At 71.6% G+C, this 22,814-nt stretch carries 23 protein-coding genes and 1 riboswitch; of the genes, 17 read left to right on the plus strand and 6 right to left on the minus strand.

The annotated features are described in order from the left end of the window. Positions 1-31: 31 nt before the first annotated feature. Genes K4G59_RS02405 through K4G59_RS02415 form a run of 3 tightly spaced genes read right to left on the minus strand, consistent with a single transcriptional unit; the run spans position 32 to position 4,052 of the window. Positions 32-1,462, minus strand: coding sequence for a pyridoxal phosphate-dependent decarboxylase family protein (locus tag K4G59_RS02405; RefSeq protein ID WP_231249094.1), 1,431 nt, complete (start codon positions 1,460-1,462; stop codon positions 32-34). Continuing rightward, on the minus strand, positions 1,459-2,814 hold the full coding sequence (locus K4G59_RS02410; protein ID WP_231249096.1) for an MFS transporter: 1,356 nt from the start codon (positions 2,812-2,814) through the stop codon (positions 1,459-1,461). The genes K4G59_RS02405 and K4G59_RS02410 overlap by 4 nt, the downstream gene beginning before the upstream one ends. Further along, positions 2,811-4,052: an alpha/beta fold hydrolase gene (locus tag K4G59_RS02415; protein ID WP_231249098.1), complete on the minus strand. Its 1,242-nt coding sequence runs from the start codon at positions 4,050-4,052 to the stop codon at positions 2,811-2,813. Before K4G59_RS02415 ends, K4G59_RS02410 begins: the two co-directional genes overlap by 4 nt. A 93-nt stretch (positions 4,053-4,145) precedes the next feature. On the opposite strand from K4G59_RS02415, the gene K4G59_RS02420 reads away from it, so the two are divergent. Genes K4G59_RS02420 through K4G59_RS02435 form a run of 4 tightly spaced genes read left to right on the plus strand, consistent with a single transcriptional unit; the run spans position 4,146 to position 7,845 of the window. After that, entirely contained in the window at positions 4,146-4,799 is a 654-nt protein-coding gene (locus K4G59_RS02420; protein ID WP_231249100.1) for a fasciclin domain-containing protein, read from the plus strand. 25 nt (positions 4,800-4,824) lie between these two features. Beyond that, positions 4,825-5,463, plus strand: coding sequence for an RNA polymerase sigma factor (locus K4G59_RS02425; protein WP_231249102.1), 639 nt, complete (start codon positions 4,825-4,827; stop codon positions 5,461-5,463). Continuing rightward, entirely contained in the window at positions 5,450-6,193 is a 744-nt protein-coding gene (locus K4G59_RS02430) for an anti-sigma factor (RefSeq protein WP_231249104.1), read from the plus strand. The genes K4G59_RS02425 and K4G59_RS02430 overlap by 14 nt, the downstream gene beginning before the upstream one ends. 56 nt (positions 6,194-6,249) lie before the next feature. After that, a complete protein-coding gene (locus K4G59_RS02435; protein ID WP_231249106.1) occupies positions 6,250-7,845 on the plus strand; it encodes an FMN-binding glutamate synthase family protein in 1,596 nt (531 codons plus the stop codon). 3 nt (positions 7,846-7,848) lie between these two features. Here K4G59_RS02435 and K4G59_RS02440 read toward each other — a convergent pair whose 3' ends face one another. After that, positions 7,849-9,291, minus strand: coding sequence for an alpha,alpha-trehalose-phosphate synthase (UDP-forming) (locus K4G59_RS02440; RefSeq protein ID WP_231249108.1), 1,443 nt, complete (start codon positions 9,289-9,291; stop codon positions 7,849-7,851). Between the two features lie 214 nt (positions 9,292-9,505). Here K4G59_RS02440 and napA point away from each other — a divergent pair, with 214 nt between their 5' ends. The 5 genes from napA to K4G59_RS02465 all read left to right on the plus strand — a co-directional run bounded on the left by napA (position 9,506) and on the right by K4G59_RS02465 (position 13,051). Continuing rightward, complete coding sequence (gene napA / locus K4G59_RS02445; RefSeq protein WP_231249110.1) at positions 9,506-9,799, plus strand: nucleoid-associated protein NapA; 294 nt, start codon at positions 9,506-9,508, stop codon at positions 9,797-9,799. 104 nt (positions 9,800-9,903) lie between these two features. Next, positions 9,904-10,377, plus strand: coding sequence for a LytR C-terminal domain-containing protein (locus K4G59_RS02450; protein ID WP_231249112.1), 474 nt, complete (start codon positions 9,904-9,906; stop codon positions 10,375-10,377). Between the two features lie 55 nt (positions 10,378-10,432). Beyond that, on the plus strand, positions 10,433-11,263 hold the full coding sequence (otsB, locus tag K4G59_RS02455; RefSeq protein WP_231249115.1) for a trehalose-phosphatase: 831 nt from the start codon (positions 10,433-10,435) through the stop codon (positions 11,261-11,263). Positions 11,264-11,339: 76 nt separating this feature from the next. After that, positions 11,340-11,479: riboswitch (SAM riboswitch) on the plus strand. Positions 11,480-11,489: 10 nt separating this feature from the next. Next, on the plus strand, positions 11,490-12,761 hold the full coding sequence (gene thrC, locus K4G59_RS02460; protein WP_231249119.1) for a threonine synthase: 1,272 nt from the start codon (positions 11,490-11,492) through the stop codon (positions 12,759-12,761). Between the two features lie 14 nt (positions 12,762-12,775). Continuing rightward, positions 12,776-13,051 carry a MoaD/ThiS family protein gene (locus K4G59_RS02465; RefSeq protein WP_231249123.1) on the plus strand — a complete coding sequence of 92 codons (276 nt, stop codon included), beginning with the start codon at positions 12,776-12,778 and terminating at the stop codon, positions 13,049-13,051. A 7-nt stretch (positions 13,052-13,058) separates the two neighbouring features. Here the strand turns inward: K4G59_RS02465 and K4G59_RS02470 are convergent, their stop codons facing one another. Then, positions 13,059-13,556, minus strand: coding sequence for a GDYXXLXY domain-containing protein (locus tag K4G59_RS02470; RefSeq protein WP_231249124.1), 498 nt, complete (start codon positions 13,554-13,556; stop codon positions 13,059-13,061). Beyond that, positions 13,553-14,782 (minus strand): DUF2157 domain-containing protein, encoded by a 1,230-nt coding sequence (locus K4G59_RS02475; protein ID WP_231249125.1) that lies wholly within the window; start codon positions 14,780-14,782, stop codon positions 13,553-13,555. Before K4G59_RS02475 ends, K4G59_RS02470 begins: the two co-directional genes overlap by 4 nt. Before the next feature lie 123 nt (positions 14,783-14,905). On the opposite strand from K4G59_RS02475, the gene K4G59_RS02480 reads away from it, so the two are divergent. The 8 genes from K4G59_RS02480 to K4G59_RS02515 all read left to right on the plus strand — a co-directional run bounded on the left by K4G59_RS02480 (position 14,906) and on the right by K4G59_RS02515 (position 22,814). After that, entirely contained in the window at positions 14,906-15,757 is an 852-nt protein-coding gene (locus K4G59_RS02480) for an SGNH/GDSL hydrolase family protein (protein WP_231249126.1), read from the plus strand. Positions 15,758-15,766: 9 nt separating this feature from the next. Continuing rightward, the gene (locus tag K4G59_RS02485; protein ID WP_231249127.1) at positions 15,767-16,624 is read left to right on the plus strand and encodes a hypothetical protein; all 858 of its coding nucleotides are present in this window, start codon (positions 15,767-15,769) and stop codon (positions 16,622-16,624) included. After that, positions 16,621-17,505, plus strand: a complete 885-nt coding sequence (locus K4G59_RS02490) for an ATP-grasp domain-containing protein (protein ID WP_231249128.1) — start codon at positions 16,621-16,623, stop codon at positions 17,503-17,505. The genes K4G59_RS02485 and K4G59_RS02490 overlap by 4 nt, the downstream gene beginning before the upstream one ends. A 166-nt stretch (positions 17,506-17,671) precedes the next feature. Continuing rightward, positions 17,672-18,091 carry a TadE/TadG family type IV pilus assembly protein gene (locus K4G59_RS02495; protein WP_231249129.1) on the plus strand — a complete coding sequence of 140 codons (420 nt, stop codon included), beginning with the start codon at positions 17,672-17,674 and terminating at the stop codon, positions 18,089-18,091. Beyond that, on the plus strand, positions 18,091-19,575 hold the full coding sequence (locus K4G59_RS02500) for a pilus assembly protein (protein ID WP_231249130.1): 1,485 nt from the start codon (positions 18,091-18,093) through the stop codon (positions 19,573-19,575). Before K4G59_RS02495 ends, K4G59_RS02500 begins: the two co-directional genes overlap by 1 nt. 251 nt (positions 19,576-19,826) lie before the next feature. After that, positions 19,827-21,461, plus strand: coding sequence for a chaperonin GroEL (gene groL, locus K4G59_RS02505; protein ID WP_231249131.1), 1,635 nt, complete (start codon positions 19,827-19,829; stop codon positions 21,459-21,461). 99 nt (positions 21,462-21,560) lie between these two features. Next, the gene (locus K4G59_RS02510) at positions 21,561-22,229 is read left to right on the plus strand and encodes a hypothetical protein (RefSeq protein ID WP_231249132.1); all 669 of its coding nucleotides are present in this window, start codon (positions 21,561-21,563) and stop codon (positions 22,227-22,229) included. 84 nt (positions 22,230-22,313) lie between these two features. Next, positions 22,314-22,814 carry a hypothetical protein gene (locus K4G59_RS02515; protein ID WP_231249133.1) on the plus strand — a complete coding sequence of 167 codons (501 nt, stop codon included), beginning with the start codon at positions 22,314-22,316 and terminating at the stop codon, positions 22,812-22,814.

The following is a 22,814-nucleotide window of genomic DNA, read 5'->3' on the forward strand; positions in this document are numbered from 1 at the left end:
AGCCCCTTCTCGACGAGCCCCGCCAGCGCGCTCACGACGTCCGGACGGGTCGCTGGAGCCGGTCGAGGAACGCGACGAGCAGCGCCTCGCGCATGGCCGGCGAGGCCACGTCCAGCATCGCGTTGACCTCGGCCATCCGCGTCGGCAGCTCGAGGTCGCCCTCGGCAGAGGCGCTCACCAGCCCGGAGGCGGCGAGCAGGCCGTCGAAGTCGCTGTCGGTGAGCGCGGTCGGGTCGAGGGCCTCGATGAAGGCGACCACCCCGTGGTCGACCTCGACCGGGCCGGCAGCCTGCGCGGCAGCCACCGACTCGCCGAGCGCGGTCGCCAGCTCGTCGACGTGCGCGAGCGTGCCGGCGCTCACCGACAGGTGGATCGTGGGTCCGCTCCCCTCGAAGGACAGCTGCGGCTGGACGTACCACCCGCGCGAGACCAGCTCGTCGGTCAGCGTGAACGGGTCGAGGGTGTCGTCGGTGGCGAGGGTGACGAGGGTCGAGTCGGGCGTGACCACCAGCCCGAGGGCGGGCTCGCGCTCGACGCACGTCACGATCGCGTCGACCGCGGCCAGGACCTGCTCGGCCAGCGCGAGGTAGCCGCCGTCGCCGATGTGCTGCACCACGGCCCACGTGCCGGCGATCGGGCCGCCCGAGCGCGTGGACTGCGTCGTCGCGTTGAGCATCGTGTAGCCCGGCCACGCGGCGGAGGCGAAGAACTGCGGCCGGCGCAGCCCGGCGTCGCGGTGCAGCAGCAGCGACGTGCCCTTGGGGGCGTAGGCGTACTTGTGGGTGTCGACCGAGATCGAGGTGACCCCCTCGACCGCGAAGGTCCAGGCCGGCACCGCGCGCCCCAGCCGGGCGGCGTACGGCAGCACCCAGCCGCCGATGCAGGCGTCGACGTGGCACCGCACGCCACGCGCGGCTGCCGCGGCGGCGATGTCGGTGACCGGGTCCACCACCCCGTGGGCGTACGACGGCGCGCTGGCCACGACCAGCACGGTGTCGTCGTCGATCGCGTCCGCCGTTGCGGTGGCGTCGGCGCGGAAGTCCGGGCCCACCGGCACCACCACGGCCTCCACGCCGAAGTAGTGCGCAGCCTTGTGGAAGGCTGCGTGCGCCGTGGCCGGCAGCACCATCCGGGGCCGGAGGACGTCGGGGCGGCTGTCGCGCGCACCCTGCACGGCCAGCAGGATCGACTCGGTGCCGCCCGACGTCACCGTGCCGACCGCGCCGTCGGGGGCGTCGAGGAGGTCGCAGGCGAAGCCGACGAGCTCGTTCTCCATCTGCAGCAGCGAGGGGAAGGCCGTCGGGTCGAGCGCGTTGGACGCGGCGTAGGCGGCGACCGCCTCCCGAGCGACGCGGTCGACCTCGGCGTCGCCGGAGTCGTAGACGTAGGCCAGGGTGCGCCCGCCGTGGACGGGGAGGTCGGCGCGCTGCAGGTCCCGCAGCCGCTCGAGGGGGTCGCTCACAGGTGGGCTCCTTGTGCTTCTGCGGCCGCCACCTCGGCGGCGTCGAGGGTGTACTGGCGCAGCCACCACAGGCTCAGCAGGGTGAGCGCCGCCGGCAGCAGCGAGAACCCGAGCGTGATGGCGGTCAGCGCCGAGTCCGGCTGCGTGATCTCGCGGCCCTGACTGGAGAGGTACCCGCCGAGGGCGAGCACGACCGCGAAGACGGCCGGGCCGAGCGCGAGTCCGAGGGTCTCGCCGGCGGTCCACACGCCGGTGTAGACCCCGGTGCGGTTCTCCCCGGTCCGTGCGGAGTCGACCGCTGCGGCGTCGGGCAGCATCGCCATCGGGAAGACCTGGCAGCCGGCGTAGCCCACGCCGACGAGCGCGGTCGCGGCGAAGACCACGGCGGGCGGGGCGATGCGCGCGGTGGCGGCGAGGGTGGCACCGGCCGCCAGCACGACCGAGGCGATGGCGTAGCCGCGCCGCTTGCCGATCCGGGTCCCGACGGCGGCCCACGCCGGGGTCAGCAGGAGGGCCGGACCGACGAAGCAGACGAAGAGGATGGTGGCGGCGCCGGGGCTCTCCAGCACCTCGCCGGCGAGGTAGTCGACGCCGGCGAGCATGCAGCCCGTGGCCAGCGCCTGGAGCACGAACGTGGTCAGCAGGACCCGGAAGTCGCGGGCGTGCGCGACGACGCGCAGCTGCTCGCGCAGGGACCCGGCGCCGGCGGCGACCGTGCCGACGGGGGCGTTGCGGGTGCCCCACCACGCGCTCACCACGCCGACGACGATGAGGACCGCCATCACCACGCCCATCACGCGGTAGCCGTCGCGCCCGCCGACCGCGTCGCGGATCAGGGGCGCGCTCGCGCCGGCGAGCATGATCGTGAAGGCCAGGATCGCGACGCGCCACGTCATCAACCGGGTGCGCTCGTCGTAGGACGAGGTGATCTCCGCCGGCATGGCGACGTAGGGCACCTGGAAGAAGGCGTACGCCGACGCCGCCAGCACGAAGAACACCAGCACCCATCCGGCCTCGAGCAGCGAGCTCCCGAGCTCGGGCGCGGCGAAGATCAGCGCGAACGCGCCCGCCAGCATCAGCCCGGCGCGGATCAGCCACGGCCGACGCGGACCGGCCGGGTCGACCGTCCGGTCGCTCACCCGGCCGGCGATCGGGTTCAGCACCACGTCCCACGCCTTCGGGAGGAAGACGATGACGCCGGCCCACAGCGCGGCGATGCCGAGCTCGTCGGTCAGGTAGGGCAGCAGCATCAGCCCCGGCACCGTGCCGAAGGCGCCCGTGGCCACCGACCCGCTGCCGTAGCCGATGCGTACGCCGCGGGGCAGACGCGTCGCGACCGGCGCCGACGTCACCGCGGGCCCAGCGCCCGCGAGCCCGCCGACCCGTAGCGGCGGCTGGGGTTCGAACCGATGGTGGCGGGGGAGGCCTTCTTCGCCGGTGCCTTCTTGGCAGCCGCCTTCTTCGGAGTGGTCTTCTTGGCGGCCGTGTTCCGCGCGGCCTTCTTCCTCGGCGGCGCCACCACCCCCGCCGACCACTCGTCCACCCACTCGTCGATCACCGTCCAGGTGGTCCCGCGGGCCGCGCGGCCGGTCAGCATGCCGAGGTGACCGCCGGGCACGACCTCGAAGCGCACCTCTCGTGCGCCTGTCAGCAGCGGCACCACCGCACGTACGGCAGGCAATGGCGCGATGCCGTCGGTGTTGCCGGCGAAGACGAGCGTCGGCACGGAGATCGCCGCCAGGTCGATCGTCCGGTCGCCGACCTCCATGGAGCCGCGCGCGAGGGTGTTGCCCTTGACGAAGCGGTGATAGAGCTGGCCGAACGTCCGGCCCGGGTAGGCGAGCATGTTGGCGCGGAAGCGGTCGACCGCCTCGAGCTGGGCGAGGTAGTCGGTGTCGTCGAGGTGGGTCAGCACCGCGAGCGGCTTGGTCACCACCTTCTGCGCGGAGGCGGCGGTGAAGGCCCAGTTGACGAGCGGCTGGGGGATGCCGCCGAGCGCTCGGTAGGCGCGGGTGATCGCGCCGCGGCCCTGGGTGAGGTTGAGCAGCGGGCGCACCGGCGCGACCAGCGGGACCTTGGTGACGTCGACGGGCGACCCGACCACGGTGATCGAGGCGATGGGGAGGTCCTGACGGTCGGCGGCGACCAGCAGGGTGAAGATCCCGCCGAGGCTCCAGCCGACGAGGTGCACGCCCCGGCCCCCGGAGTGCTCGTGCACGGCGCGGACGGCGTCGGGCAGGACCTCGTCGACCCAGTGCTCGACGCCGAGCGAACGGTTCTTGAACGAGACCTGGCCGTACTCCAGCAGGTAGGTCGGGCGACCCTGGGAGACCAGGTGCTCGACCAGCGAGCAGCCGCGCCGCAGGTCGAAGCACAGGGCCGGCGCGGCCAGCGGCGTGACCAGCAGGACGGGGTCACCGGTCGCAGGCACGTCGCGGTCGGGGCGGTAGTGGTAGACCTCGCGCAGCTCCCCGTCGTCGATCAGCGTGCGGGGCATCGGCCGGAGGTCCGCGAGACCGCCGTAGAGGACGGTGTGCGCGACATTTCCGGCGGCCGCAACGAGCTGGTCGGGCTTGGGGATGAGGTCCATGGAAGGAATCTACGGCCCGGGTGCATCCGTGGGAGGTCCTCGGGCAGAGAAGGGGGCAACGGCGCCGCCGGCGCCTCCGAGGGAAGGACCCCCATGAACCGACGCGTACCCGCCATGCTCGCCGCCTCCGCGCTCGCTCTGGGCGCGATGGCCACCGCTCCCGCCGCCTCAGCGTCCCCCGCACAGGCCAGGCAGGGGAACACCAGCCTCGCCGAGGTGCTGACGTCCGACGGCAACACCTTCGACAACAACCGGGACGACTTCGACATCGTTACCGAGGCCGTCCTGGCCGTCCTCGCCGCCAAGCCCGACTCCCCGGTGGCGCTGCTCGCCGACGGCAAGACCCGCCTGACCGTGTTCGCGCCGACCGACCGGGCCTTCCGCCTGCTCGCGCTCGAGCTGGCGGACAAGCGGATCAAGAGCGAGAAGAAGGTCTTCGAGACCCTGGTCGACCTGGCCGGCGTCGACACCATCGAGGCGATCCTGCTCTACCACGTCGTGCCCGGCTCCACGCTGACGAGCGGCAAGGTGCTCGCGGCCGACAAGGCCAGGCTGAAGACGGCGAACGGAGCGAGGATCCAGGTCCGGATCAAGGAGACCGAGCACGGCGGCGTGAAGGTCAAGCTGCGGGACAAGGACCGCAACTCCCGCAACCCGCGCGCGATCCTCGACGCCCTCGACATTAACAAGGGCAACAAGCAGATCGCCCACGCGATCGACCGCGTGCTGCGCCCGATCGACCTGTGATGCTCGGTCCGGGAGGGGAGGTCGGATGACGATCATCGGCCTCCCCGCCCGGACCCGTCCCCGCTACGGTGTAGCCGTGGTGGGAGGAGCAGCAGCCCTGGAGGACGCACCCGAGGAGTCCGTCGAGGCCCTTGCCGTGCGCTTCCGGGCCGGGCACGAGGCAGCCCTCGGCGAGGTCTACGACCGGTGGTCGTCCCTGGTCCACTCCTACGCACTGCGCGCCCTGCAGGACACCCAGGACGCCGAGGACGTCACACAGCACGTCTTCGTCGCCGCGTGGCAGGGCCGCGAGAAGATGACTCCCGGCCCGCACACGTTCCCGGCCTGGCTGATCGGCATCGCGCGGCACAAGATCTCCGACGCCCGCGCCGCCCGTGCCCGCGACGTACGCCGCATCGAGGCCGTGGCGGCGGTCACCCCATCCGCCGAGGTGGTCGGCACCGAAGACGTCATGGAGCCCGACCGGCTCGTCGTCCGCCAGGCGGTCGACGAGATGGGAGAGCCGCGCCGCACCATCATGCTCCTCGCCTTCTGGCAGGACCTCACCCACGTCGACATCGCCGCGACCACCGGCCTCCCGCTCGGGACGGTGAAGAGCCACGTGCGCCGCGGCCTGACCCAGCTCCACCACACGCTCGAGGAGGTGCGCCATGGCTCACGCTGACATCGACGACCTCGCGGCCCTCGTCATCGAGCCGGCCGACGTGCCCGGTCCCGTACGCCGCCACGTGGGCGCCTGCGAGCGGTGCTCGGCCACCGTCGAGGCGCTGTCGACGACCAGGGGCGCGCTCGGTGCCGACCCCCTCGTCGCCCCGCCGCCCGAGCTGCGGGCGCGCGTGATGGCCGAGGCCCTGGGCCCGTCGACCGCAGCCGCGACCGAGACCGGGACCGGGGAGACGCCGCCAGGCGACCCGGTCCCGCTGGCGAGCCGACACCGTGGCGGCGTCCCTCTCTGGCTGGCGTCCGCAGCCGCCGTGACGGCGCTCGTGGCCGGGCTCGGTGTCGGGCGCATGTCCGTCGGCGAGCCGGAGGCCGCTCCGGTCGAGCCCGAGCCCACCGGCGCGGTGCTGGCCGCCACCCCCCTCACCGCCCTCGGCAGCGACGCCCCACGTGGTGCGGTCGAGGCGGTCAACGCCAGCGACGACGTCGTCACCGTGTCCGTGCGCGCGACCGAGCTCGGCGACGAGCCCGGCTACCACGAGGTGTGGCTGATCAACGTCGACGGAGAGCGCATGGTCGCCCTGGGCATCCTGGCCCGCAGCGACAACGGCACCTTCGAGGTCCCGCGCCGCCTCATCGAGGATGGCTACCGGATCGTCGACATCTCGGTCGAGCCCGACGACGGCGACCCCACCCACTCGGGTGTGAGCCTCGCCCGCGGCGAGCTCGTCTGAGCGCACCGGCGCGACAGCTCCTCGACATCGCCCGCGTGGGCGACTAGGAACGACCCATGAGGTGGAGGTACGCGATCCTGGGCGGCACGGCCGTCGCGGGCGCCGCGACGGCCGTCCACGACCTGGTGCAGAAGAAGCACGCGATCCTGCGCAACTTCCCGGTGATCGGCCACGGCCGGTTCCTGGTGGAGAAGGTGGGCCCCGAGCTGCGCCAGTACATCGTCACCAGCAACGACGAGGAACGGCCCTTCAGCCGTGACCAGCGCCGCTGGGTCTACGCGAGCTCGAAGCTGGAGAACAACTACGTCGGCTTCGGCACCGACAACGACGTCGAGCGCGTCGAGGGCTACCCCATCGTCAAGCACCGCACCTTCACCGGGCCCGGCGCGGCGACGATGCCGCACGCCCAGGAGGAGGTCGCCGTGCCGTGCGCGAAGGTGATGGGCGCGCCACGTGGGCGGACCCACGCCTTCCGGCCCGGCTCGGTGGTCAACATCTCCGGCATGAGCTTCGGGTCGCTGTCGGGCAAGGCGATCGAGTCGCTCAACAAGGGCGCGGCGCTGGCGGGCTGCCTGCAGAACACCGGTGAGGGTGCCCTGTCGCCGCACCACCGCCACGGCGGCGACGTGGTCTTCCAGATCGGCACCTCCTACTTCGGCTGCCGCGACGAGCACGGCCGCTTCGACATGGCGCGCCTGGTCGAGCTCGTCCAGTCGGCCCCCGTGCGCGCGATCGAGGTCAAGCTCAGCCAGGGCGCCAAGCCGGGGCTCGGAGGGATGCTGCCGGGGGAGAAGGTGAGCCGCGAGATCGCCGAGATCCGCGGCATCCCCGAGGGCGTGGACTGCGCTTCCCCGAGCCGACACGCGGTCTTCGGCGACGTCGACTCGATGCTCGACTTCGTCGAGTCGGTGGCCCAGGCGACCGGGCTGCCCGTCGGGATCAAGTCGGCCGTCGGCAACCTGACCATGTGGGACGAGCTCACCGAGGCGATGACGGCGGGTGGTCGTGGCGTCGACTTCGTCAACATCGACGGGGGCGAGGGCGGCACGGGTGCAGCCCCGATGATCTTCGCCGACTCGGTGGCCTACCCCTTCCGGATCGGCTTCGCCGAGGTCTACCGGCGCTTCGCGGAGGCGGGGCTGAGCGACGACGTGGTCTTCGTCGGCGCCGGCAAGCTCGGTGTCCCGGAGAACGCGGTCGTCGCCTTCGCGCTGGGGGTCGACATGGTCAACGTCGGGCGCGAGGCGATGTTGGCCATCGGGTGCATCCAGGCCCAGAAGTGCCACACCGACCACTGCCCGGTCGGGATCGCGACGCAGAACCCGCGCTACACCCGAGGCCTCGACGTGGGCCTGAAGAGCGTGCGCGCCGCCAACTACGTACGCTCCCTGCGACGCGACCTGCTGAAGGTGTCCGAGGCGGTCGGCGTCGTGCACCCCGGACTGATCGCACCCCGCGACATCGACCTCCTCGACGGCACCCGCACCGCCACGGCGCTGGGCCTGACCTACGGCTACGACCCCTCGTGGCCGCGGCTGGGCCCGCCCCTGGCGACGGAGATCGAGGCGATCATGGTCGCCCAGGACGGGACCCGTCCCGGCGTTGCCGACCCCAGCACAGGGCATCGCGGCGTCGCCGCGAGCGGCCGCTGAGGGTCACCCCGATCGTGGGCGGCGCACGCTCTTGTCGTGGTGGTCGGGCAGGCCGTCCAGCTCGCTGAGGAAGGACTCGGCCCAGCGGGCCACGTCGTGCTGCACGACGGTCCTGCGCATCGCGCGCATCCGTCGCCCGGTCTCCTTCTCGCCCGCGGCGAAGGCCTCGAGCAGCGTGGCCTTCATGCCGTCGATGTCGTAGGGGTTGACCAGCCACGCCTGCCGCAGCTCGGCGGCGGCGCCGGCGAACTCCGACAGCACGAGCGCGCCGTCGTCCTCGAAGCGGCACGCGACGTACTCCTTGGCCACGAGGTTCATCCCGTCGCGGAAGGGCGTGACCACCATGATGTCGGCGGCGCGGTAGAGGGCGGCCATCTCCTCGCGGGGGTAGGAGGAGTGCATGTAGGAGATCGCCGGTCGGCCGATGCGGCCGTGGTCGCCGTTGATCCGCCCCACCAGCAGCTCGATCTCGTCGCGGAGGATGCGGTACTGCTCGACGCGCTCGCGCGAGGGCGTCGCCACCTGCACGAAGACGGCGTCCTCGAGGTCGAGCTTGCCGTCGCCCACGAGCTCGCCGAAGGCGCGAAGGCGGGAGTGGATGCCCTTGGTGTAGTCGAGGCGGTCGACGCCGAGGAAGATCCGGCGGGGGTTGCCCAGCGCCTCGCGGATCTCCGCGGCACGCTTCTCCACCGACTCCGAGCGCGCCAGCGCCTCGAAGCCTGCGGTGTCGATGGAGATCGGGAAGGCGGTCGCCTTCACCGGCCGGCCGTCGGGGAGGTAGATGGTGTCGCGATGGGTCTTGTGGCCCACCCGGCTGCGGACCAGGCGCACGAAGTTGGCGGCGGCACCCGGCAGCTGGAAGCCGATGAGGTCGGCTCCGAGCAGCCCTTCGAGGATCTGGCGGCGCCACGGCAGCTGGGAGAACAGCTCGGCCGGGGGGAACGGGATGTGGAGGTAGAAGCCGATGCGCAGGTCGGGGCGCTGGGTGCGCAGCATCTGCGGCACGAGCTGGAGCTGGTAGTCCTGGACCCAGACGGTGGCACCCTCCGCGGCGACCTCGGCGGCCCGGTCGGCGAAGCGCTGGTTGACCGTGACGTAGGAGTCCCACCACTCGCGGTGGAACTCCGGCTTGGCGATCACGTCGTGGTAGAGCGGCCAGAGCGTGCCGTTGGAGAAGCCTTCGTAGAACTCCTCGACCTCCTGCGCGCTCAGCACCACCGGGACCAGGGAGAGCCCGTCCTCCACGAACGGCTCGAACTCCTCGTCGTCGGCCGAGCCCGGCCAGCCGATCCACGCTCCGTCGTTGGCGCGGAGCACGGGCTCGAGCGCGGTCACCAGCCCGCCGGGGGAGGTGCGCCACGACGCGGTCCCGTCGGGGGCGACCACCCGGTCCACGGGGAGTCGGTTGGCCACGATGACGAGGTCGGCCTGCGGGGTGGGGCTCACACCGGCCACCCTAACGACGACCAGCGACGCCGGGATCACCCCGCGGTGTCGTCCTCGGGCCGCGCGTCCTCGCCGGCCCGGAACGCCTCCTACGAGCCGTCGGGTTTTGTCCAGACGACTCGCCGGAGGCGAATGACATCGTTGTCGTTCGTCGCCTAGACTGACCACAGTCCGCCCGGCACGGGTGGGCGTGGGGTCGAGGAGGAGATGGCAGATGGATGCCGCGAAGCACATCGCAGCCGAGCAGGGGACTGCTGCCGGGCTGAGCCAGCGGGACCGCGAGATCCTCGAGTTCGAGCGGCACTGGTGGAAGTACGCCGGCGCCAAGGAGCAGGCCGTCCGCGAGAAGTTCGACATGTCCTCGACCCGCTACTACCAGGTGCTCAACGCCCTCATCGACCGTGCCGAGGCCCTCGAGGCCGACCCGCTGCTCGTCCGCCGCCTCCGGCGTCTGCGCGCCTCGCGCCAGCGCCAGCGCTCCGCCCGCCGCCTCGGCTTCGAGATCTGACACCGCGAGACCTGTCCACTCACTCACGATCGGCTTCCTTCCCCATGGCCTTCTTCCCCAGTTCCGGCCGACTCCCGTCCCGCCGTCCCCGTGACGAGCGAGGCGTGGCCTTCCCCTCTCCGCTCGTGATGCTCTCGGTCCTCGCCGTCGCGATGGCCTCCATCACCTTCGTCGCCACCCGCGACCAGGCGCCCACCGAGCGCCGGGTCGAGACCGCCACCATCGCCAGCGCCGAGCAGACGCCCAGCGCCGAGCCCACGGCGAAGCCCACGAAGGAGCCGAAGCCCGAGCCGCGCGTCAAGCGCGGCGAGGTCTACGTCGAGGTCTACAACAGCTCCGGGATCAAGGGCCTGGCCGCGAGCACGGCCGAGAAGGCCACCACCGTCGGCTGGGCGGTCGTCGGGGAGGACAACTGGTACGGCGTCGTCCCCACCACGACGGTCTACTTCCCCCCGCGGCTCAAGGCCGCCGGCAAGCAGCTCGCGCTCGACCTGGGCATCCGTCGGACCGCACCGGCTGTCGGTGAGATGAAGCGCGACCGCCTGACGATCATCCTCACCACCGACGACCCCCAGTAGCCCGCTGCGGCGGGACGGTTCGCCGGCCCCCGCCGCCGCGTGGTTGGCTGGTGCCATGGAGTTCACCTCCGACGACGCGCGCGCCCACTACGACGCCGTACGCGACGTCCTCTCCGGTGTGGTGGTCGGTCTCGACTTCGACGGCACCTTGTCCCCGGTGGTCGACGACCCCGAGGCGGCACGCCTGCACCCCGGTGCCCCCGGCGCGCTCCTCGAGCTCGCCGAGGCGGTCCGCGCCGTCGCGGTGATCACCGGCCGCCCCGCCCGGCAGGCGATCGCGATGGGCGACCTCGACGCCCTCGGCAACGTGATGCTCGACCGCGGCGCGGAGCTCTTCGTCTTCGGCCAGTACGGCAACGAGCGCTGGTCGGCGACCGAGCAGCGGATCCGCTCGCCGCGCCCCCCGGCGGGCCTGGCCAGCTTCGAGCGTGAGCTGACGTCGGTGCTGCGCGGCGCCGACGCCGCCGACGCCTTCATCGAGCAGAAGGGCCTCGCGGTCGCGGTCCACACCCGTCGGATGGCCGACCCGGCCGGTGCCTTCGCACGCCTCGTCGCTCCGATCACCGACCTCGCCGGACGCCACCACCTGACCGTCGAGCCGGGCCGCAACGTCATCGAGGTGCGCTCGGGCGACATGCACAAGGGCCATGCGCTGCGCACCTTCGTGTCCGAGCAGGAGGCCGACGGAGTGATCTTCGGTGGTGACGACCTCGGCGACGTGGAGGCCTTCGAGGCCGTCCGCGACCTGCGCGACGGCGGCCTGCCGGGCCTGGTCGTGTGCTCGGCGTCCACCGAGCAGCCCGGCCTCGTCGAGCTCGCCGACGTCGTCGTCGACGGCCCGGCCGGCGTGGTGGAGCTCCTCGGCGCACTGCTCTCCCGCCGCTGACCGCAGGTCGGACCACCGCGATCCACATCGTGGACTCAGTGTGCGCATCGTGAGACGGCCCGCCTAGGGTTGACCTTGCTCATCACGAGGGACTGAGGGAACGGCCCGTAGAAGTCCCGGCAACCACCCATGAGCCTCCTGTCCGGACCCCGTCCGGCGGACATGGGAGCAGGTGCCAAATCCGACCCACGCGAGAGTCGCGGGGACAGATGAGGAGGAGGACTTCATGAGCACCCTGTTGGACGAGAACACGACGCACACGTTGCGCGAGGGTGCCTTCGGCCACGCCCGCGCCCTGGCCTGCCGAGAGTGCGGCCACGAGGTCGCCCTCGGCCCCTCGTACGCCTGTCCGGAGTGCTTCGGCCCCCTCGAGGTGGGCTACGACTTCCCGACCGTGACCCGCGAGGAGATCGCCGCGGGTCCGGCCAACATCTGGCGCTACAAGGCGCTGCTGCCGGTGCCCTCCGACATCGAGCAGAGCCCCAACACCGAGCCCGGCTTCACCCGGCTGCTGGAGGCGAGGAACCTCGCCCGCGAGCTGGGCATCGAGAAGCTGTGGGTGAAGGACGACTCCACCAACCCCACCAACTCCTTCAAGGACCGCGTCGTGGCCTGCGCCTTGAGCGCGGCCCGCGAGCTCGACGCCAAGGTCTTCGCCTGCCCCTCCACCGGCAACCTGGCCAACGCGGTCGCCGCGGCCGGCGCCCGCGCCGGCATGAAGACCGTCGTCTTCATCCCGAGCAACCTCGAGCAGCCCAAGCAGGTCAACTCCGCCGTCTACACCGACCGCCTCGTCGCGGTCGACGGCAACTACGACGACGTCAACAAGCTCGCCTCGGAGATCGCCGGCGAGGAGGAGGGCTGGGCGTTCGTCAACGTCAACGTCCGCCCCTTCTACGCCGAGGGCTCCAAGACGCTGGGCTACGAGATCGCCGAGCAGCTCGGCTGGCGCCTGCCCGACCAGGTCGTCATCCCGGTCGCGTCCGGCTCGCAGCTGACCAAGGTCGACAAGGCGTTCCGCGAGCTGGTCGCGCTGGGCCTCGTCGAGGACAAGCCCTACCGGATCTTCGGCGCCCAGGCCACGGGCTGCTCGCCGGTCTCGGTGGCCTACAAGGCCGGCACGGATGCGATCCGCCCGGTGAAGCCGGACACCATCGCCAAGAGCCTCGCCATCGGCAACCCCGCCGACGGCATCTACGTCCTCGACGTGTGCCGTCGCTCCGGTGGCGCGGTGGAGGACATCACCGACGACGAGGTCCGCGACGCGATCGTCCTGCTCGCGCGCACCGAGGGCATCTTCACCGAGACCGCCGGCGGCACCACGGTGGGCGTGCTGAAGAAGCTCGTCGAGACCGGTCAGCTCGACACCTCGCTGGAGACCGTCGTCATCAACACCGGCCACGGGCTCAAGACCCTCGACGCGGTCTCCGACCGGGTCGGCGCCGCAGCCACCATCGCACCCAGCTATGACGCCTTCGTCGCGGCTGGCATCGTCTGAGAGGGAACACCAGCATGAGCGTCTCGGTCCGCATCCCGACCATCCTGCGCACCTACACCGGCGGCCAGTCCGAGGTCAGCGCCGAGGGCGACACCCTCGCCGCGGTCCTCGACGACCTCGACGCGAGCTACGCCGGCATCAAGGGGCGCATTCTCGACGAGTCGGGTGCGCTGCGCCGGTTCGTCAACGTCTACGTCGGCAACGACGACGTGCGCTTCCTCGACGACCTCCAGACCGCGACCCCCGACGGGGTCCAGGTCTCGGTGATCCCGGCGGTCGCCGGCGGCTGAGCCGACCTCACGGGGCGCGTACGTCGACCACGGCGGCGTTGCCGCGCCCGTCGATGCGCACCTCCGCGACGGCGCCGTCGCGCAGCAGGTCCTCGGTCTCGCGGGCGGTGTCCTGGGGCAGGAAGAGGCTCTCGATCCCGCACCTGATCTGCCACGAGCGGTCGTCGCACGCCAGGTAGGGCCCGGTGTCCGGGCGCTCGCGGGTCCAGTCCGTGGCGACCCAGGTCCCGTCCTGCTCGGTGAGGGTGATGAAGACGTCACCCTGCTCGCCGTCGTCGAGCGCGCCCGGTCCCGGGTCGCCTGCGGACTGCGAGTCGTCGTGGCGCAGCCCGGGGTAGTCGAGGGCGACGTACGCCCCCCGGAAGGGGTCGATCGGATCGAGGGGGGCGACCTCGAGGAGGTAGGTGTCGCCGGTGAGGCGGGCGGAGAGCTGGGGGCCCACTGCGACGCCGGCCAGGACGAGCTGGCTGACGGCGATGACGCCGGTGACGAGGACGTGCTTCATCGGGGTGCTCCTGATGCAGGGGTGGCCGAGCCACCGGGTGAGTCGTCGACGAGGACCTGGGCGAGCTCGCGACGGGCACGGTCGAAGAGGAAGCCGGTGCCGAGGAAGACCGTGCCGAGCACGACGAACAGCCAGGCGCCGGTGACGATCGGGGCGAAGACGGCGAAGCTCTGGAAGGTCGTGAAGACGACCAGCCCGACCATCGCCATCGCGGTGAGGGGCGGGTGGTCGCGAACCGTGCCGAGCGCGACCAGGGCGACGGCGAGGACGACGTAGGCCAGGACCGAGACCGCCGCGTGCAGCCAGTCGGCCGTGTCGATGTCGGAGGTGTCGGTGCTGGTGGTCCACGTCGTTAGCGCGATGGCCACGCCGAGCACGGCGAGCGCGCCCAGCGGCTCCAGCAGGCGCGTGCCCGGACGGGTCAGCACGGCACCCGCGACGGCCGCTGCTGCGGCGACGAGGACGACCACGAGCCACGTCGACCACACGACACCGTCCGAGCCGATCCCCGGGATCGCGGCCACGAACAGCGTGAGCAGCGCCATCGCGCCGGCGACGGTCCGCCACGTCCAGGCGAAGGGAGCGATCCAGCCGTCGTGCAGCACAGCCAGGCCCGAGGCGAGGGCCGCGGCGGCGCCGAGCAGGACCACGACGGTGAGTCCGCTGGGGCTGTCCCAGAGCGGCTGGGCGAACCACCACGCGACGCCGGTGGCGACGCCGACGAGGAACGGCATGGAGGCCCGGACCAGGTAGCCGTGGAGCAGGGTGCCCGCCGCCCACAGCCCGAGGAGGCGGGGTTCGAAGGCCGGCACCTGCAGCGACTGTGCAGCCTGGAAGATCACCGCTCCGGCGCCGAGGGCGGCCATGAGGCGTACGGCACCCACGAGCGGGGGTGAGGCCTTGCGGGCGGCGAGGGCCTCGCCCCCGGCGAGGAACGCCAGCCAAAGCAGGACCACCGCCGCGAAGCGGGAGGTGGGGGAGAGCTGGTCGAGGTTCGCCGCGACCAGCCAGATGACGCCGATGCCGACGAAGCCCCCGCCGAGCGAGAGCAGCACGCGGCCGATGCTGAGCCGGGCGTGGTCACCGGGCCGGTAGCGCGAGGAGATGAGCCGGGCCTGGTCGTCGTCGATGATCCCCTGGGACGTCCAGTCGTCGAGCTCGGCACGCAGCCAGGCGAGCTGGCGGGGCGGGACCGGCCGGGGGAGGGCGGGGGCGGATGGGTTCATACGTCCAGCGTGACGCGTTGCGCGGCTCCTGTGATGAGTACGTCGACCCACCTGTGTGGTGCCGTTGGGCCATTCGCCGGGCGGGGTTGACCGCCCGTTCAGGTCGACGTGGTTGAAACAGGGGTGATCGACGACGACCCCGGCCTCCGGTTCACCCGCGCCGGAGTGGCGCTGACCCTCGCAGGGGGCGTCGCCGGCGCGACGGCGTACGCCGCCCGCACGCTCCTGCACCGTCAGGCGGCCCAGGCGCGCCGGGCGATCGGAAAACCCCTCGGGGAGCAGGCGCCGCTCGCGGACCGGCACTACCGCAAGAAGCTCGGTCGGCCGGTCGACCTGCTGGTGCTCGGGGACTCCATCGCAGCGGGGCTGGGGGCCGATCGGGCCAAGCACACCCTCGGCGGCCGTCTGGCGCGCGGCATCGCCCGCAGCGCAGGGCGCTCGGTGCGGCTGCGCACGGCGGCCGTCGTCGGCTCGGAGAGCAGCATGCTGGCCGACCAGCTCACTGCGCTGCCCGAGTCCTACCGCCCCGACGTCGCGGTCATCGTCGTCGGCGGCAACGACGTCACCCACCGGGTCCCGGTGGCGGAGTCCGTGGCGCACCTCGGGGCCGCGGTCGACGCGCTGCGCGCACGCGGCGCCGAGGTGGTGGTGGGCACCTGCCCGGACCTCGGGGCGCTGCGGCCGGTGCCGCAGCCGTTGCGCGCGCTGGGCTCGCGCGCCTCCCGGCAGCTCGCGCAGGCCCAGCGCGCGACGGCCCTGGCCAGGGGGGCGCGCGTGGTCTCGCTGTCCCACGTGGTCGGGCCGTTCTTCATCAAGAACCCCGACGAGATGTTCAGCCTGGACCGCTTCCACCCGAGCGCGCAGGGCTACAAGCGGACGGCCAAGGCGATGCTCCCCTCGGTCCTTGCCGCCCTCGGGGTGGTCGACGTCGTGCCGTTCGGGCACCACGCACCCGGGGTGGGTCGCTCAGGCTAGGGTTCCCGGGTGCGCACCACTGCTCGTCGAGCCGGCCAGGCGGTCAAGAAGGCTGCCCGGAAGACGGCCGAGAAGACGGCCCGGAAGTCCGGTCGCATGCGGGCGCCCCGCGAGTCGGCTCCGGCTCCGGACGACGCCAAGGCCGAGCGGCGGCGTCGCCTGCTCGCGAGCAACCTGACCGAGCTCGCGATCGAGTTCCGCACCGACAAGTGGGGCGTGCACAAGTACACCCCGCACTACGAGCGGCACCTCGAGCACCTGCGTCGCGACTCCTTCACCCTGCTCGAGCTGGGCATCGGCGGCTACAAGAAGCGTCGCCGCAGCGGTGCCTCGATGAAGATGTGGCGCTGGTTCTTCCCGCGCGCCACCATCGTCGGCCTCGACATCGAGGACAAGACGTGGCTGACCCGCGGGCACATCCACGCCTACCTCGGTGACCAGACCGACCCCGAGGTCCTCCAGCGCATCATCGACGAGCACGGCGCCCCGATGGTCGTGATCGACGACGGCAGCCACATCCCGGCCCACGTGCGCGAGTCGTTCCGGATCCTCTTCCCGCTGCTGCCCGACGGGGCGATCTACTGCATCGAGGACACCCAGACGTCCTACTGGCCGGCATGGGGCGGCCAGCTCGACCCGCGCGCGCCCGGCACCTCGATGGACCTCGTGAAGGACCTCGTCGACGGCCTCAACCACGAGGAGTTCCTCATCGAGGGCTACGAGCCGACCTACACCGACCAGTGGGTGCGCGCCGTGCACTGCTACCACAACCTCGTCGTCATCGAGAAGGGCGACAACCGCGAGGGCACCAACCGCGACGCCGTCGCCCACGAGCTCTACGGCGCGTCCGAGCTGCCCCGGGCATGAGCGCCTCCCACCCGACCGTCCTGCTCGCCACCAGCGGCGACCTGCCGCACGGGGAGCCCGGTGCCGCGGCTCTCGACGCCGCCCTCGCCCAGCGTGGCCTCCACGCCACGTGGGCGCGCTGGGACGACCCGGAGGTCGACTGGGGCGCCGCCGACCTGGTGGCGCTGCGCTCGACCTGGGACTACGTCACCCGCCACGGCGCGTTCGTGGCGTGGACGCAGTCCCTCGACCAGTCCCGGCTGCTCAACGGCGCCGACGTCTTCGCCTGGAACCACGACAAGCGCTACCTCACCGACCTCGGCGACCTGCCGGTCGTCCCGACGCTGCTCGCCGACGACCGGGCCGGGCTCGTGGACGGCGTACGCCGCTTCGGCACCGCCGTGGTCAAGCCGCGCGTCGGCGCCGGCGGCGCGGGCCTCCTCGTCGTCACCGACCCCGAGGACGACCGCCTCGGACGCCCGGTGCGCAGCCACCCGGACTACCCGGAGGTCGGTGGCCCCTGGGTGGTCCAGCCGCTGGTGGAGTCGATCCGCACGCACGGCGAGGTGTCGGTCTACGTCATCGACGGGCGGATCACCCAGCGCTTCGACAAGCAGCCGGGCGCGGGCGACGTACGGGTCAACGAGGAGTTCGGCGGCCGGGTGCGTGCCGCGGACACCGGTGACGTCGCCGACCTCGTGATGCAGGCGTACGACGACCTCGCCGCGCGGTTCGCACGGCCGATGGACTACCTCCGTGTCGACCTCCTGCGCTGGCAGGACGCGTGGGTCGTCAGCGAGCTCGAGCTCATCGAGCCAGGGCTCTACCTCGACGTCTCGACGGCCAACGCCGGGCCCTTCGCCGACCTCGTCGCAGCGCGCACGCGTCCCCGGTCGGTCTAGACACTTCGCCGGGTCACGGCCAGGGCGGGCCCTGCTGCGCTACGTTCCCTCCAGCCTGTCTCCGTCTGGGGGCGAGGACAGGCTGAACCCGGCACTGGGGCCGGGGGATCAATTCAGTGCGTCGCAGGGGGTGACTCCGGCTTCGCACGTGCGGGAGGAACTTGTCATGCCCATTTCTCGGCGCCGCGGCGAACGCGGCGCATCAGCAGTGGAGTTCGCACTCGTCGTGCCACTCCTCCTGGCGATCCTCTTCGCGATGATCGACTTCGGGTTCGCGATCAACCGCTACACGATGCTCAACAACGCCACCCGTGAGGGAGTGCGGGCCGCCAGCCTCAGCGCCAGCGGGAGCGAGGTCGACAAGGTCGTCAACGACGCGCTGTCCGACCTGAAGGGCAAGGTCACCGTCAGCGTGACCTGCCAGACGCCCCTCGGCGGCACCTGCGGCTCGTGGGACGCCAACCACACGACCGGCGGCGTCGCTGTGGTCACCACGACCTATCAGCACGCCTGGCTGACGCCGGTCGGCAAGGCCATCTCGTCGACGCTCACGCTCACCAAGACCAGCCAGATGAGGATCGAGTGATGCGGGCGCTGCGCACGCGGCCGGCGCGTGGTCGCGAGGAGGACGAGGGGGCGGTCGCCATCCTGGTCGGCCTGCTGGCCATCGTGATCTTCGCCTGCGCCGCACTGGCCGTCGACATCGCCTCGCTGTCGATGGAGCGGCAGAAGCTGCACGACCACGTCGACTCCGCGGCCCACGCCGGCGCCTTCGAGCTGCCCTCCAGCGGCAGCTCGGCCAGGACCTGGGCGGTCACCATGGCCAAGCGCCAGGACTCGACGATGACGCCTGACACCGACCTGTTCTGCGTCGTCGCGTCGACGGGGTCGAGCAGGCAGGTCGCCCCGGGCCAGATCCCGGCGACGTGCGACCCCGGGACCTACAACGGCGCCTCGGTGCGCTGCAACACCAAGATCTGTTCCATCCCCTGCCCGACCAGTGCGCGCTGCAACACGATCCGGGTCAGCGACGCCAAGGACGTCGACTACGACTTCGCGCCGATCATCGGCCAGAAGAGGGGCACCACGGGGTCCGTGTCGTCGGCAGCCTGCAAGGGCTCGTGCGGAGACACCCTGCCCAATCCGATGGACATCGTGATCATGGCCGACCGCACCACCAGCATGTCGGACACCCACCGCGAGCAGATGAAGACCGCGATCGTGGACAGCCTCGGGGTCATGGACCCGACGCTGCACTACGTCGCGTTCGGCGCCCTGCACAAGAGCAAGACGTCGGGATCGTGCGCCACCGCGGCGACGTCCGCCTCGGACGGGGTCACCGGTGGAGACTGGATCGCGGTGCCGTTCACCAACGACTACAAGGCCAACCGCGACTCCGGCATCAACAGCAGCAGCAAGCTGGTCAAGGGCGTGCAGTGCATGCCGAGCGGCGCCGTGTCGGGTCTGTCCACGGGTTCGTACGGCACCCACCTCGCTTCAGCGATGAAGGGAGCCGCGCGCTACCTGCTCGGCAAGCAGCCCAACAACCTCACGTCACTGCCGAAGCGGCCCGGCACGCCGAAGAAGGTCATCATCTTCGAGACCGACGGCCAGCCCGACGAACTGGTGAAGACCGGGTCGACGTCGCTCGACGACAGCTCCGACCTCGGGGCGGACCGCAACTTCTTCGGCAACGGCAACGGCCAGAGGGGCTGCGACAACTTCAACCAGGTCTCGCAGTACGCCAAGGACAACAACATCACCGTGCTGGTGATCGGCTTCGGCGACGCCAACACCGCCTCCTGCGAGAAGCCGGTCACGTCCGGCGGCGCTGCGCGGACCCCCCGGTCGCCGTGGGTGCGCGACTACCTGGCGAAGGCGGCGTCCCCCGGTGCGAGCGGGGCTCCGAGCAAGGCGGAGAGCGACTGCTCGACGAACGCCGAGCGGGTCGCGGAGAACAAGGACGGCGACTACTACTTCTGCGCCGTCTCGGGCTCGGAACTCGGTCCGATCTTCGCCACGGCGATCGTCGCCGTCACGGAGAGCATCCGACTCATCGAGATGCCCTGAAGGACTGTCGGGGAGGACGCGGGCGGGGTGGTCCACGGGGCTGCTCCGCCCGCGCTTCGGCGTTTGCACTCTCGAGGGTCGAGTGCTAAACATGATGCTGGCACTCTCGTCACGAGAGTGACAACGACCCAGGTGACGCTGAGGTCCGCAGAAGCCGGCGGGAATGGATCGCCGGCGGAGCGGACCGTCCGTCGCGGGCAGCCCGCCTGGCGTCGACACACAGACTCACGTCGATAGGAATCGCACGCGATATGGCCAAGCTGATTGCTTTCAACGAGGAGGCCCGCCGCGGCCTCGAGCGAGGGATGAACACCCTCGCCGACGCGGTGAAGGTCACCCTCGGCCCCAAGGGCCGCAACGTCGTCCTGGAGAAGAAGTGGGGCGCCCCCACGATCACCAACGACGGTGTCTCGATCGCCAAGGAGATCGAGCTGGAGGACCCCTACGAGAAGATCGGCGCCGAGCTGGTCAAGGAGGTCGCCAAGAAGACCGACGACGTCGCCGGTGACGGCACGACGACGGCCACCGTCCTGGCCCAGGCCATGGTGCGCGAGGGCCTGCGCAACGTCGCGGCCGGCGCGAACCCCATGGGTCTCAAGCGCGGCATCGAGGCCGCCGTCGCCGCCGTGTCCGAGCAGCTGCTCGTGATGGCGAAGGACGTCGAGACCAAGGAGCAGATCGCCTCCACCGCGTCGATCTCCGCCGCTGACACCACCGTCGGCGAGATCATCGCCGAGGCGATGGACAAGGTCGGCAAGGAAGGCGTCATCACCGTCGAGGAGTCCAACACCTTCGGGCTGGACCTCGAGCTGACCGAGGGCATGCGGTTCGACAAGGGCTACATCTCGGCCTACTTCGCCACCGACCTCGAGCGCATGGAGGCCGTGCTGGAGGACCCCTACATCCTCATCGCCAACTCCAAGGTGTCGACGGTCAAGGACCTGCTGCCCCTGCTGGAGAAGGTCATGCAGTCCGGCAAGCCGCTGCTGATCATCGCCGAGGACGTCGACGGCGAGGCGCTGTCGACCCTGGTGGTCAACAAGATCAAGGGCACCTTCCGCTCCGTGGCCGTCAAGGCCCCGGGCTTCGGTGACCGCCGCAAGGCCATGCTGCAGGACATCGCGATCCTCACCGGCGGCCAGGTCATCTCCGAGGAGGTCGGCCTCAAGCTCGAGTCGGCCGGTCTCGAGCTGCTCGGTCAGGCCCGCAAGGTCGTCATCACCAAGGACGAGACCACCATCGTCGAGGGCTCGGGCGACCAGGGCCAGATCGAGGGACGGGTCAACCAGATCCGTGCCGAGATCGAGAAGTCGGACTCCGACTACGACCGCGAGAAGCTGCAGGAGCGCCTCGCCAAGCTGGCCGGCGGCGTGGCCGTCATCAAGGTCGGCGCGGCCACCGAGGTCGAGCTCAAGGAGCGCAAGCACCGCATCGAGGACGCCGTCCGCAACGCCAAGGCCGCGGTCGAGGAGGGCATCGTCGCCGGAGGCGGCGTGGCGCTCGTCCAGGCTGCTGCCACCGCGTTCGACAAGCTCGACCTGACCGGCGACGAGGCCACCGGCGCGAACATCGTCCGCGTCGCGACCTCTGCCCCGCTCAAGCAGATCGCCATCAACGCCGGCCTCGAGGGCGGCGTCGTGGCGGAGAAGGTCGCGAACCTGGAGGCCGGTCACGGCCTCAACGCCGCGACCGGCGAGTACGTCGACATGATCGCCGAGGGCATCATCGACCCGGCGAAGGTCACCCGCTCGGCGCTGCAGAACGCTGCGTCGATCGCCGCACTGTTCCTCACCACCGAGGCCGTCGTGGCCGACAAGCCGGAGAAGGCGCCGGCCATGGGTGGCGGCGACGGCGGCATGGGCGGCATGGGCGGCATGGACTTCTGATCGGATCGCCACCGCTCCACAGCATCACAGCAAGGCCCCCGCTGCGGCGGGGGCCTTGCTGCGTCCCGGGCGTCGCGCCCCCGCTGGTATCAATGGCGCATGCGCCTCCCTGTTCCCGGCCCCCGTGACGTGCTCTCCGCCCTCGAACGAGGAGGCGAGCAGGTCGAGGCGCTCCTGGGCGCCGTGCCGCGGGTGCTGTCGCTGCTCGACCAGGCCGAGGCGCTCGTGGCGCGGGCGGCCGGCATCGTGGACCGTGTGGACGCCGTCGCGGACGCGGCGACCGCCGAGGTGGTGCGCGTGGGAGCCGTCGTAGACGCGGCGACCGCCGAGGTGGTGCGCGTGGGAGCCGTCGTGGACGCGGCGACCGCCGAGGTGGCGCGCGTGGGCGGGGTCGTGGACGCGGCTGCGACGCAGATCGGACGCGCGGACGCGGTGCTCGGTGACGTCGGGGTCCAGGTGGGTCGCGCGGCGGTCCTGATCGACCTCCTCGAGCCGTCGCTGACGACGCTCGAGCCCACCCTGCGGACGCTCGCCGACACCACGCACCCGGAAGAGGTCGCGGCGCTCGTGACACTCATCGACCACTTGCCGGCGGTGACGCTGCAGGTCGAGCGCGACATCCTTCCGGTCATGGCGAGCCTGGGGTCGGTGGCTCCCGACCTCCACGAGCTCCTCGACGTCTCGCGTGAGCTCAACGAGATCCTGGGCAAGATCCCCGGGATCGGACGCCTCAAGCGGCGGGTCGAGGAGGAGGACGACGGCGAGTGAGCCAGGGAACCCGACGGGCACCCGTCGCGTCGGAGTAGACGTGGGACGAAGCCGTCCCGCACGCCACACGAAGGGATGCCAGCCATGAGCCGCTACGAGAGCCGACTCCGCACTGACCGCCTGTTCCCCGGCCTCGCGCTCGCACTCGCGCTCGCCTTCACCGGCTGCGGGTCGGACGAGGACGCAGCGACGTCCACGGACTCCGCCGCGAGCGACAGCCCGGACCCGGCGGGCGAGGAGACCCTCGCCCTGACGGCCGACGGTGCCGCGGCCGCGAAGTGCGCGGTGCCGGTCCCCGACACGCTGGCCACCTTCGACACCGCCTTCGCCGGCACGGTCACCGCGCTCGACGGCGGCACGGCGACGCTGAGCGTCGACCAGTGGTACGCCGGTGGCGACGTCGCGGACACCGTGACCGTCACCTCTCCGAGCGAGCAGCTCCAGGACCTGCTCCTGGCGGTCGAGTTCCAGGAGGGCCGGTCCTACCTCGTGAGTGCCGAGGGCGACCAGGTGACGCTGTGCGGCTACTCCGGCGAGGCTGACCCGGAGATGCAGGCGCTCTATGCCGAGGCCTTCGGCGGCTGA

It is taken from the genome of Nocardioides furvisabuli, from assembly GCF_021083185.1.
Taxonomy (GTDB): Bacteria; Actinomycetota; Actinomycetes; order Propionibacteriales; family Nocardioidaceae; genus Nocardioides; species Nocardioides furvisabuli.

Coding starts and splice junctions, on each gene's coding strand:
- K4G59_RS02415 (WP_231249098.1), bottom strand. CDS start 4,052: ATGGACCTCATCCCCAAGCCCGACCAGCTCGTTGCGGCCGCCGGAAAT.
- K4G59_RS02420 (WP_231249100.1), top strand. CDS start 4,146: ATGAACCGACGCGTACCCGCCATGCTCGCCGCCTCCGCGCTCGCTCTG.
- K4G59_RS02425 (WP_231249102.1), top strand. CDS start 4,825: ATGACGATCATCGGCCTCCCCGCCCGGACCCGTCCCCGCTACGGTGTA.
- K4G59_RS02430 (WP_231249104.1), top strand. CDS start 5,450: ATGGCTCACGCTGACATCGACGACCTCGCGGCCCTCGTCATCGAGCCG.
- K4G59_RS02435 (WP_231249106.1), top strand. CDS start 6,250: ATGAGGTGGAGGTACGCGATCCTGGGCGGCACGGCCGTCGCGGGCGCC.
- napA (WP_231249110.1), top strand. CDS start 9,506: ATGGATGCCGCGAAGCACATCGCAGCCGAGCAGGGGACTGCTGCCGGG.
- otsB (WP_231249115.1), top strand. CDS start 10,433: ATGGAGTTCACCTCCGACGACGCGCGCGCCCACTACGACGCCGTACGC.
- thrC (WP_231249119.1), top strand. CDS start 11,490: ATGAGCACCCTGTTGGACGAGAACACGACGCACACGTTGCGCGAGGGT.
- K4G59_RS02465 (WP_231249123.1), top strand. CDS start 12,776: ATGAGCGTCTCGGTCCGCATCCCGACCATCCTGCGCACCTACACCGGC.
- K4G59_RS02470 (WP_231249124.1), bottom strand. CDS start 13,556: ATGAAGCACGTCCTCGTCACCGGCGTCATCGCCGTCAGCCAGCTCGTC.
- K4G59_RS02475 (WP_231249125.1), bottom strand. CDS start 14,782: ATGAACCCATCCGCCCCCGCCCTCCCCCGGCCGGTCCCGCCCCGCCAG.
- K4G59_RS02490 (WP_231249128.1), top strand. CDS start 16,621: ATGAGCGCCTCCCACCCGACCGTCCTGCTCGCCACCAGCGGCGACCTG.
- K4G59_RS02495 (WP_231249129.1), top strand. CDS start 17,672: ATGCCCATTTCTCGGCGCCGCGGCGAACGCGGCGCATCAGCAGTGGAG.
- K4G59_RS02500 (WP_231249130.1), top strand. CDS start 18,091: ATGCGGGCGCTGCGCACGCGGCCGGCGCGTGGTCGCGAGGAGGACGAG.
- groL (WP_231249131.1), top strand. CDS start 19,827: ATGGCCAAGCTGATTGCTTTCAACGAGGAGGCCCGCCGCGGCCTCGAG.
- K4G59_RS02510 (WP_231249132.1), top strand. CDS start 21,561: ATGCGCCTCCCTGTTCCCGGCCCCCGTGACGTGCTCTCCGCCCTCGAA.
- K4G59_RS02515 (WP_231249133.1), top strand. CDS start 22,314: ATGAGCCGCTACGAGAGCCGACTCCGCACTGACCGCCTGTTCCCCGGC.